The following is a 9,924-nucleotide window of genomic DNA, read 5'->3' on the forward strand; positions in this document are numbered from 1 at the left end:
CGGCCTTCGCGGTCGAGCTTGTTGATGAAGGTCATGATCGGCGTGTCGCGCAGGCGGCACACCTCCATCAGCTTGATGGTACGTTCCTCCACGCCCTTGGCGCAGTCGATCACCATCAGTGCCGAGTCCACAGCGGTGAGCACCCGGTAAGTGTCTTCGGAGAAGTCCGCGTGGCCGGGTGTATCCAGCAGGTTGACGATCTTGCCCTCGTAGGGGAACTGCATCACTGAGGAGGTGACCGAAATGCCGCGCTCCTTTTCCAGCGCCATCCAGTCCGAGGTGGCGTGGCGCGCTGCCTTGCGGCCCTTGACCGAGCCGGCCATCTGGATCGCGCCGCCGAACAGCAGTAGCTTTTCCGTCAGCGTGGTCTTGCCTGCGTCGGGATGGCTGACGATGGCGAAGGTGCGGCGGCGGTGGGTTTCTTGCAGATGAGTAGACATGGGCGGATGGACAAGGGCGCGAACCGCACATTGTAGCGGGGATGGCCTGAGAGGTCAGAAATCGCCAGTTGAAAGATCGCCTGGCGGGCGTTATGCCAGGCTTCGATTTGGCGTCATCTGCGAAGCTTGCCGGGGCGAAGCTGCTTTTCGCTGCGCATCACATACAGAATGACGACATGGTCGCCATCGATGCGATAAAGGATCCTGCAGGGTGGCTCGATGATTTGGCGGTAACGCCATCCCTTCAGTTCCTGCGGTTTCGATCCGCTTTCGGGATGGTCGGCAAGCTGTGCGACATGTGCAAAAACGCGTTGTACCAGTGCATTGGCTGCGGGGGGATTTTCGAGCGCTATGTAATCGGCGATTTCTTCCAGTTCACTGAGCGCAGGATCGGTCCAGATTACTTTAGCCATCGTTTCAGGCGTTCCTTTGCCTGTTCATGAGTGAGAGTGCGGCCTTCTTCCAGGGCACGTTCGCCGCGCGCGATGCCTTCCAGCAGCTTCATGCGGCGCTGCGTGGCTTCGAAGGTTTCGACATCCACCAGATAGGCGCTGGGCAAGCCGTGCTGGGTAATCAAAATCGGCTCGCGATCGCGCTCCAGGTCGGCCAGCAATTCAGTGGCTTGCCGCTTGAGTGTTGTGACTAGTTCGGTGCGCATGCGAGTGATACTAAAGTGCCACTTCTCTCGGGGCAAGCCCTGGCCCATGCGGGCCGCTTTGCGCATTACTTCGCCAACGTAGTCAGCAACTGATGCCAGAAGGCCAGCTCGGCAGGCACTTCGCTGGCGGGGAGTTTTTCGTTCAAGCCGTGGGCGAAGGTGTCGTTGGCCTTGGTGAACGCGCCATCCACGCCGAAACAGGGCACGCCCAGGGTGCGGAAGTGCATGCTGTCGGTCGCGCCGTTGGACATGCCGGGGACGACCTGCACGTTCGGAAAGCGCGCATGCACGGCCGCCGTCACCGCCGCCAGCACGTCGGGACGCAGCGGCGAGGCAGGGCTTTCCACCGGCGCAGGCGGCAAGGCGACAAGTGTCGCCGTGGGATCGGCGATGACTTGCGTCAGCGTGTTCTTGACCGAATCCACTGAGATGCCCGGGAAAATGCGGCAGTTGACGGTCACGCTGACCGATTGCGGCAAGGCGTTCAGCGCATGGCCGCCATGGATGGTGGTGGCCACGCAGGTGGTGCGGATCTGGCCGACGTAGGCCGGATCGGCGCTGATCGTCGCGGCAGCCTTGGCGTCGTGGGGATTATTGGCGAACGCCAGCATGGCCTTGCCCAGCGCGCCTTGCTCGTGTTCGCCTTTGGCGCGCAGCGAGGCGATGGTGATGGGGTTGCTCATCACCGGGAATGGGTAGGCGGCGAGCTTGTCCAGGTCGTGCGCGAGCCGGTAGATCGGATTGTCCGGCGTGGGTTCGCTGGAGTGGCCACCTGGCGAGGTCAGCGTGATCTCGAAATCGGCATAGGTCTTCTCGGCGGCCTGGATTTCATACACGACCGGCTTGCCGTTGTCGTCGAGCGTGCCGCCGCCGGCGTCGGCGTTGAGCAGGAACTCGGCGTCGTGATAGCGCTTGGCCAGTTCGCGCGTGGTGGACATGCCGGTTTCCTCATCCCCGGACAACAGCAGGATCAGGTCGTGGCTGGGTTTGAAGCCTTCCTTTTTCAGCCGGATCAAGGTCTGGATCATCACCACGTCGCCGGTCTTCATATCCGCGACGCCGCGGCCGTAGAGATAGCCGTTTTCCTCCATCAGCGTGAACGGATCGCGCGTCCAGTCCGCGCGCTTGGCTTCCACCACGTCCATATGGCCGGAAAGCAGGATCGGCTTGCCCGCGCCCGTGCCGCGATAGCGCACCGCCATGGCTGCGGTATGGCCGACCGGAATGATCTCGACGTCCGAGGCGGCAAAGCCGGCGGCCTCCAGTTGCTTGGCGAGATAGCCGGCAGCGCCGGTACCTGGCCGTAGCCCTGCGCGGTATGCATGCTGATGGCGTGGCGCAGCATCTCCATGGTGGCGGGCATCTGCGCCGTTACCGCCGGATCGGTGGCGTGTGCGGCAGTGGTCATCGTCACGGCCAGGCAGCCGGCGAGGGCGGTCGGAGCAAGTCTCATCCATGTCCCCTTTGGTTGGGCGCAGGTAGAACGCGCTGGCAAGGAGTACCACATGGGTCCGAGCCTGTCAGCAGGCCGTCAGGCATATAAAAAAGCCCGGAGATCGCTCTCCGGGCTTTTGCGCTGAGGCTGGTTGCGAAGGCTTACTTCGCTTCCTTCTCCATCAACTTGGCCACCATGCTCGCCGGCACTTCTTCGTAATGATCGAAGATCATCGTGAAGGTGCCGCGGCCGCTGGTCGCCGAGCGCAGGAAGTTGATGTAACCGAACATTTCGGAAAGCGGCACGAAGCCCTGCACGAAGGCATTGGTACCCTTCTGGCCCTGTTCGCTGACCGAGCCGCGACGACGGTTGATGTCGCCGATCACGTCGCCGAGGTAGTCGGCTTCGGTGACCACTTCGAGCTTCATGATGGGCTCGAGCAGCTTGGGCTTGGACATCTTCTGCGCTTCGCGGAAGCAGGCGCGGCCGGCGATTTCGAAGGCCAGTGCCGACGAGTCGACGTCGTGGTATTTGCCGTCCACCAGGCGGGCCTTGAAGTCCAGCACTTCGTAGCCGGCCACCTGGCCCTGGCGTGATTCCACCGTGATGGCGTGTTCCACCGCCGGGATGTATTCGCGCGGCACGCGGCCGCCGACCACTTCATCGGAGAACACCACGCCGCTGCCGGGTTCGCCCGGCTCGAAGATCATCTTCACTTCGGCGAACTGGCCCGAACCGCCCGACTGCTTCTTGTGCGTGTAGGTGTGTTCGACGGTCTGGCCGAACGCTTCGCGGAAGCTGACCTTGGGCTTGCCCATGTTCGCTTCCACGCCCAGTTCGGTGCGCATGCGGTCGATGGTGATTTCCAGGTGCAGCTCGCCCATGCCCTTGAGCACGGTCTGGCCGGTTTCCTGGTCCACTTCCATGCGCAGCGACGGGTCTGCCTTCACCATCTTGTAGAGCGCGGTGGAAAGCTTGTCGATGTCGTTGCGGCTCTTCGGTTCCACCGCCACGCTGATCACCGGGTCGGGGAAGCGCATGCGCTCCAGCAGCACCGGATGCTGCGGATCGGTGAGCGAATCGCCGGTCTCGGTTTCCTTCAGCGACACGAACGCGCAGATGTCGCCAGCGCGCACTTCGTCGATTTCCTTGGTGGCGTTGGCCTGCACTTCCACGATGCGGCCGATGCGTTCTTTCTTGCCGCGGGTGACGTTCTGCAGCGTGTCGCCCTTCTTGATCACGCCCGAGTAGATGCGGGTGAAGGTGAGGGTGCCGAACTGATCGTTGATCACCTTGAAGGCCAGTGCGCGGACCGGGGCGTCGTCCGTCACGGCCTGTTCGCCGATGATGTTGCCGTCTTCGTCCACCATCGAGATGCCGCCGTTCTCGCCCGGGTACGGCATGTAGTCGACCACGCCATCGAGCATCTGCTGCACGCCCTTGTTGCGGTAGGACGAGCCGCAGAACACCGGCACCAGCTTGCCGGCCACGCAGCCCTTGCGGATGCACTTCTTCAGCGTTTCCAGCGTCGGTTCCTCACCGTCGAGGTAGGCGTGCATGGCGTCGTCGTCCATTTCCACCGCGCTTTCGATGCTTTGCGCGCGCAGCTCGGCGAGCTTGGATACCCATTCCGTGTCGGCGGTGGTGGTGAATGCCTTGACCTTCGGATGGTCGGCGACCTGGTCCAGCGGGATCGTCTCCCACTTGCTGTCTTTGTCGCTGCTGTCCCAGATATAGCCCGCGCCGGCGATCAGGTCGACCATGCCGATGAAGTCGTCGCTGCTGCCCAGGGGTACCTGGCAGAGCACGATGTTGGCACCCAGGCGGTTCTTGATGCCGTCCACGGCGTGCTTGAAGTTGGCGCCGATGCGGTCCATCTTGTTGACGTAGCACATGCGCGGCACGTTGTACTGATCGGCCAGGCGCCAGTTGGTTTCGGTCTGCGGCTCTACGCCGGCCACGCCGTCGAACACCACCACGGCGCCGTCGAGCACGCGCAGGGAGCGGTTCACTTCGATGGTGAAGTCCACGTGCCCGGGGGTGTCGATCACATTGATCTGGTGACCCTTCCACTCGGTCGACACGGCAGCGGACTGAATGGTGATGCCGCGCTTCTTTTCCTGTTCCAGATAGTCGGTGGTCGTGGAGCCCTTGCCATCTTTCGTGTCATGCACGTCGATGATCTGGTGCTTCTTGCCGGTGTAGTACAGGATGCGCTCGGTCGTGGTGGTCTTGCCGGCGTCGATGTGCGCGATGATGCCGATGTTGCGATAGAGGTGGAGAGGTTTCTGGCGGGCCACAGTCTTGGTTCCGTAGTAGAAGTCGTTTGTCGATCAGAAGGCGGTGCTCTCCCCCGTGGGGAGAATCAAAAAAATGGGCGGGTCATCCATGCTCCGCAGCGTACGTGTCAAATGTGTAGGCCTCGTTGCCGGCTTGACGCGTTCATGGCGCAGGGTCGGCAAGCAAATCTTCGTAAAAGGCCCCGAACGGTTCGGTCGGGTGGGCAATCTGGATTTCAAGAATCCACAGGCCCTTGCCGGGCGTGCGGTCGAGATCTCCCAGGTTGCCGCCCTGGTGCGCCGAGTGCGGGAAGTCGCTCACCCGGTGCCCCTTGATGGCATGGTTGAAGCGCCAGCCCATCGCCTCGGCACGATCGAACGCGTAATTATAAAGCTTTTGGCCGCTCCAGCCTCCATGCCGCCATTTTTGGGCGACATCCTGGAACAAATCGCGCGCAGCCTGCGCGCAAGCGGCCCGTTCGGGCGCATGGCCGACCACGAACGTATCGCCGACGTCGCCCTCGTGCCCGTCGAACACCAGGCCCAGGTCGATGAAATAGCTGTCGTTTTCAGCCAGGCGCATGCCCGGCAGTGAGCGCTCGCGGTAGGTCTTGGTGGTGTTCGGGCCGATCCGGATGATCACCGGATGCCACAGCCGCTCCATGCCCAGTTGCTGGAACACCTGCATGGCCTGGGCGCTTGCTTCTTCTTCGCTGATGCCGGGGCGCATCCGCTCGCGAATGCCATGCAGCGCCTGCCAGCTGCGTTCGCGGGCGCGCTGCATCCGCGCGGGGTCGAACCGCGGGCCGACCGCTTCGTGATCGCGCGTTTCTTCGTTCAATTCGCCAGTACCAGCGCGATGCCGATCGCGGCGGGAAGCCCCTGCACCCATAGCACCTTGCGCGTGGCGGTCAGGCCGCCATACACGCCGGCCACCAGCACGCAGGCCAGGAAAAACAGCTTCACGTGCGTGCCTTCGCTGCCGCCGAGGATCAATCCCCACGCCAGGCCGGCCGCCAGGAAGCCGTTGTACAAACCCTGATTGGCGGCCAGCACCTTGGTCTGGGCGGCGTATTCGGGCGTGATGCCGAAGGCGCGCAGGCCGGCGGGCTTGTCCCACAGCACCATCTCAAGGACCAGGAACCACAGGTGCATCAGCGCGATGATAGAGACCACGATGCTGGCGAGGGTCGACATGATGATCTTTCCGGTCCGTCAGCCCAGTGCGTAGCCGAACTGTTCTTTGAACTCGGCGGCGAATTCGTCATAGCTGAAGGACTGGTTCTGTGTGCCGGGATGCTCCACTTTCAGCGCGCCCATCAGCGAGGCCACACGGCCGATGGTCGGCCAGTCCCAGCCCTTCATGATGCTGAAGATCAGCCCGGCGCGATAAGCGTCGCCACAACCGGTGGGATCGATCACCTGGCGCTCGCGCGCGGCGGGAATCTCATGCGTGGTGCCGTCGGTATAGATCAGCGAGCCGCGCGGCCCGAGCGTCACCACATAGGCCGTCACGCGCGAGGCGATGTCCTCGGCGCTCCAGCCGGTGCGCTGCTGCAGCAGCTGGGATTCGTAATCGTTGACGATCACGTAGGTGGCCTTTTCGATCATCGCCCGGAATTCCTCGCCACTGAACAGCGGCATGGCCTGGCCGGGATCGAACACGAACGGTACGCCGCGCGCCGCGAAATCGTCCACATGCTGCAGCATGGCTTCACGGCCGTCGGGGGCGACGATGCCGAAGCTGATATGGGGGATGTTGCGCACGTGGTTGGCATGGGCGCTGGACATCGCACCCGGATGGAAGGCGGTGATCTGGTTGTTGTCCAGATCGGTGGTGATGAAGCACTGCGGCGTGAACTGGTCTTCGAACACGCGGATGCAGTCCATGCGGATGCCGCAACGGTCCAGGTGCTCGCGGTAGGGGGCGAAGTCCTGGCCCACGGCCGCCACCGGCAACGGATCGCCGCCGAGCAGCTTCAGGTTATAGGCGATATTACCCGCGCAGCCGCCGAATTCGCGGCGCATCTGCGGCACCAGGAACGACACATTCAGAATGTGCACCTTGTCGGGCAGGATGTGGTTCTTGAACTGGTCCTGGAACACCATGATGGTGTCGTAGGCAAGCGATCCGCAGATAACGGCAGACATGGATATCGTGGTCCAAATGGATGGGCTGGGCGTGGCTGGGCCACGGCGGCAAACGAAATATCGTAACGGCTGAGCTGGAAACGGGGAACAGGGGGGCGAGTGGCCCAGGCATCCATGCCAGCGGTTTTTGCGTGGGCATGCCACCGGGATGAGTATCGCGGCGTGCACGCCTGCCTATTCTCCCGTTCCTGCCTTTTATTCGCACTGTTCGCGCAATTGCCCCGAAAAAGCCGCTTTTTTTAACGCCAATGTCCTTGCGGACCAGGGTTTTGCTTACTAGACTGGCGCGCTTACTTTTTAGCCAGAGTCGATACGCGGCGGACCCATGTTCAAGAAGTTTCGCGGGATGTTTTCCAACGATGTTTCCATCGACCTTGGCACAGCCAACACGCTTATTTACGTGCGCGGCCAGGGAATCGTCCTGAACGAACCTTCGGTCGTGGCGATCCGTCAGGACCGCGGCCCCGGCGGTCCCCGCACCGTCGCCGCCGTCGGTGGCGAGGCCAAGCGCATGCTGGGCCGCACGCCCGGCAACATCGCCACCGTGCGCCCGATGAAGGACGGCGTGATCGCCGACTTCACCATGACCGAGGCGATGCTGCAGCACTTCATCCGCCAGGTGCATCGTTCGCGCTTCTTGCGCCCAAGCCCGCGCGTGCTGGTGTGCGTACCCTGCGGTTCCACCCAGGTGGAGCGCCGCGCCATCAAGGAATCGGCCGAAGGCGCCGGCGCCCGTGATGTGTTCCTGATCGAGGAGCCGATGGCCGCCGCGATCGGCGCCGGCATCCCCGTGCACGAGGCGCGCGGCTCGATGGTGCTGGACATCGGCGGCGGTACCTCCGAGGTGGCGGTGATCTCGCTCAACGGCATCGTCTACTCGCAGTCGGTGCGCGTGGGCGGCGATCGGTTCGACGAGTCCATCATCAACTACGTGCGCCGCAACCATGGCACGCTGATCGGCGAATCCACTGCCGAACGCATCAAGCTGGAAATCGGCTGCGCCTTCCCGCAGAGCCAGGTCAAGGAGATCGAGATCTCCGGCCGCAACCTGGCCGAAGGCGTGCCGCGCATGTTCACCGTCAACTCCAACGAGATCCTCGAAGCCCTGCACGAGCCGCTCGCCGGCATCGTGGCGGCGGTGAAGTCGGCGCTGGAGCAGACTCCGCCGGAACTGTGCTCCGACGTGGCCGAGCGCGGCATCGTGCTCACTGGCGGCGGCGCGCTGCTGCGCGACCTGGACCGCCTGCTGTCGGAGGAAACCGGTCTGCACGTGCAGGTGGCGGACGATCCGCTGACCTGCGTGGCCCGTGGCGGCGGCAAGGCGCTGGAGCTGATCGATCAGCACGGCAGCGACTTCTTCGCTCCCGAATAACCCACCGCAGGGGTAGAGGTAGAGGCCATGCCGCTCGCCCGCGAGGAATCCTCGCCCCTGTTTGCCGGTACGGCCGCCGGAACCCTGCGGCTGATCTTCTATCTCGCCCTGGCGATGGTGCTGATGGTGCTCGACCATCGCAACGGCTGGTTGTGGCGCCTGCGCTATGCCACGGCGATCGTGGTGGAACCGGTCTATCGGCTGGCCAGCCTGCCCGCCGAAGGCTTCCATACGCTGAGCGTCGCCTTTGCCGACCGCCGCCTGCTTACCGAACAGAATCAGCGCCTGCGTGAAGACCTGCTGCTGGCCAACGCCAAGCTCAATCGCATGGCGGCAGTAGCCGAGCAGAACCAACGCCTGAAGGAACTGCTCGATACGCAACACAGCCTGGACCTGCATGTGCAGATGGCGCGGGTGATCGGCATGGACCTGGGCGCTTACCGGCACCGCTTGATGATCAACCTGGGCGCGCGCGATGGCATCAAGGCCGGCCAGCCCTTGATCGATGCGCATGGCCTGGTCGGGCAAATCGTCGACGTGCTGCCGAACTCTGCCATGGTGATGCTGGTGACCGATCCGGATCACGCCGTGCCGGTGATGATCCAGCGTACCGGGTTGCGGACCATCGCCTACGGCTCGCGCAATGGCCAGCAGCTCACTTTGCCCAACGTGCCGATGGCGGCCGATGTGCAGGTGGGCGACAAACTGCTCACCTCTGGCCTCGGCGGGCGTTTCCCGCAGGGCTTCCCGGTGGGTGAGATCAGCAGCGTCGGGCCGTCCCCAGGCGGCATGTTCCTGGAAGCGCATGCGCAACCCAGCGCCGATCTGGATCGCGCCGACGAACTGCTGGTGCTGCATGACTTGCCCGAGCCGGCCGGTCCGCCGGCACCGGTGCAGCCGGCCGGTCCGCCGGATAGCGAGGCGCCCGCACCGGCATCCACCAGCGCATCGCCGCGCGCAAGCTTGCCGGCCGCGCCGACGTCATCCGCCAAGCCGGCAGCCGTCGTTTCCGCAGGGACGCCCTCGACATGAGTCGGCAGCGACTTTCCTTCTGGTGGTTTCTCGGCACCCTGGTGATGGCGCTGATGCTGATGCTGGTGCCGCTGCCGCACGTGCTGGAGGCGTTCAAGCCCTATTGGCCTGCGCTGGTGCTGTTGTACTGGGCACTCGAATCGGGCGAGCAGCGCGTTACCCTGGGCCTCGCTTTCATCTTCGGCCTTTGCTCGGATCTGCTGACCGGCGTGCTGCTGGGTGAACAGGCGCTGCGCTTGTGCGTGCTGGCGTTCATTGCCTTGCGTTTCCGCTCGCGCCTGCGCTTCTTCCCGATGTGGCAGCAGACGCTGGCCGTGTTGGCCCTGTTGCTCAACGACCGCTTTCTGCTGCTGGTGGTGCGCGCTTTTGCTGGCGAATCCACGCCGCCGACGCTGTGGTGGGCTTCGCCATTCGTCAGCGCGCTGCTGTGGCCGTTCCTGTTCTTGTTGCTTGACGATCTGCGGATGCGGTTGAGGCTGCAATGAAGCCGGCTGCAAAACGCCTGCGCATCTACAAAGACACGCGCGGCGAGGGCGAGCTGTTCCGCCGCCGCGCCT

At 63.7% G+C, this 9,924-nt stretch carries 11 protein-coding genes; 3 read left to right on the forward strand and 8 right to left on the reverse strand.

Going from position 1 to position 9,924, the window contains the following annotated elements:
- From VMA74_RS08645 to VMA74_RS08680, 8 genes are all read right to left on the reverse strand, one after another.
- Positions 1-440 (reverse strand): GTP-binding protein (locus VMA74_RS08645; RefSeq protein WP_325366234.1); only part of this gene is annotated, 440 nt, incomplete at its 3' end.
- Positions 441-553: 113 nt separating this feature from the next.
- Positions 554-853 carry a type II toxin-antitoxin system RelE/ParE family toxin gene (locus tag VMA74_RS08650; RefSeq protein WP_325366235.1) on the reverse strand — a complete coding sequence of 100 codons (300 nt, stop codon included), beginning with the start codon at positions 851-853 and terminating at the stop codon, positions 554-556.
- Positions 841-1,098, reverse strand: coding sequence for a type II toxin-antitoxin system Phd/YefM family antitoxin (locus VMA74_RS08655; protein WP_325366236.1), 258 nt, complete (start codon positions 1,096-1,098; stop codon positions 841-843). Before VMA74_RS08655 ends, VMA74_RS08650 begins: the two co-directional genes overlap by 13 nt.
- A 65-nt stretch (positions 1,099-1,163) precedes the next feature.
- Positions 1,164-2,555 (reverse strand): M20/M25/M40 family metallo-hydrolase, encoded by a 1,392-nt coding sequence (locus VMA74_RS08660; protein ID WP_325366237.1) that lies wholly within the window; start codon positions 2,553-2,555, stop codon positions 1,164-1,166.
- A gap of 139 nt (positions 2,556-2,694) precedes the next feature.
- Positions 2,695-4,833 (reverse strand): elongation factor G, encoded by a 2,139-nt coding sequence (gene fusA, locus VMA74_RS08665; protein WP_325366238.1) that lies wholly within the window; start codon positions 4,831-4,833, stop codon positions 2,695-2,697.
- Positions 4,834-4,975: 142 nt separating this feature from the next.
- Complete coding sequence (locus VMA74_RS08670) at positions 4,976-5,653, reverse strand: M24 family metallopeptidase (RefSeq protein WP_325366239.1); 678 nt, start codon at positions 5,651-5,653, stop codon at positions 4,976-4,978.
- On the reverse strand, positions 5,650-6,009 hold the full coding sequence (locus VMA74_RS08675; RefSeq protein ID WP_325366240.1) for a DUF1304 domain-containing protein: 360 nt from the start codon (positions 6,007-6,009) through the stop codon (positions 5,650-5,652). The genes VMA74_RS08670 and VMA74_RS08675 overlap by 4 nt, the downstream gene beginning before the upstream one ends.
- Before the next feature lie 18 nt (positions 6,010-6,027).
- Complete coding sequence (locus tag VMA74_RS08680; RefSeq protein WP_325366241.1) at positions 6,028-6,963, reverse strand: carbohydrate kinase family protein; 936 nt, start codon at positions 6,961-6,963, stop codon at positions 6,028-6,030.
- A gap of 325 nt (positions 6,964-7,288) precedes the next feature.
- On the opposite strand from VMA74_RS08680, the gene VMA74_RS08685 reads away from it, so the two are divergent.
- The 3 genes from VMA74_RS08685 to mreD are packed head-to-tail and all read left to right on the forward strand — an operon-like array spanning position 7,289 to position 9,852.
- Positions 7,289-8,335 carry a rod shape-determining protein gene (locus tag VMA74_RS08685; protein ID WP_325366242.1) on the forward strand — a complete coding sequence of 349 codons (1,047 nt, stop codon included), beginning with the start codon at positions 7,289-7,291 and terminating at the stop codon, positions 8,333-8,335.
- A 27-nt stretch (positions 8,336-8,362) separates the two neighbouring features.
- Positions 8,363-9,367, forward strand: a complete 1,005-nt coding sequence (mreC, locus tag VMA74_RS08690) for a rod shape-determining protein MreC (protein ID WP_325366243.1) — start codon at positions 8,363-8,365, stop codon at positions 9,365-9,367.
- A complete protein-coding gene (gene mreD, locus VMA74_RS08695) occupies positions 9,364-9,852 on the forward strand; it encodes a rod shape-determining protein MreD (protein WP_325366244.1) in 489 nt (162 codons plus the stop codon). The genes mreC and mreD overlap by 4 nt, the downstream gene beginning before the upstream one ends.
- Positions 9,853-9,924: the final 72 nt, after the last annotated feature.

The sequence above is a fragment of the Dyella sp. genome, assembly GCF_035508675.1.
GTDB lineage: Bacteria > Pseudomonadota > Gammaproteobacteria > Xanthomonadales > Rhodanobacteraceae > Dyella_B.

Excerpts from the sequence above, each read along its gene's own strand:
- VMA74_RS08650 (WP_325366235.1), bottom strand. The coding sequence starts at position 853 with ATGGCTAAAGTAATCTGGACCGATCCTGCGCTCAGTGAACTGGAAGAA.
- VMA74_RS08655 (WP_325366236.1), bottom strand. The coding sequence starts at position 1,098 with ATGCGCACCGAACTAGTCACAACACTCAAGCGGCAAGCCACTGAATTG.
- VMA74_RS08660 (WP_325366237.1), bottom strand. The coding sequence starts at position 2,555 with ATGGATGAGACTTGCTCCGACCGCCCTCGCCGGCTGCCTGGCCGTGAC.
- VMA74_RS08675 (WP_325366240.1), bottom strand. The coding sequence starts at position 6,009 with ATGTCGACCCTCGCCAGCATCGTGGTCTCTATCATCGCGCTGATGCAC.
- VMA74_RS08680 (WP_325366241.1), bottom strand. The coding sequence starts at position 6,963 with ATGTCTGCCGTTATCTGCGGATCGCTTGCCTACGACACCATCATGGTG.
- VMA74_RS08685 (WP_325366242.1), top strand. The coding sequence starts at position 7,289 with ATGTTCAAGAAGTTTCGCGGGATGTTTTCCAACGATGTTTCCATCGAC.
- mreC (WP_325366243.1), top strand. The coding sequence starts at position 8,363 with ATGCCGCTCGCCCGCGAGGAATCCTCGCCCCTGTTTGCCGGTACGGCC.
- mreD (WP_325366244.1), top strand. The coding sequence starts at position 9,364 with ATGAGTCGGCAGCGACTTTCCTTCTGGTGGTTTCTCGGCACCCTGGTG.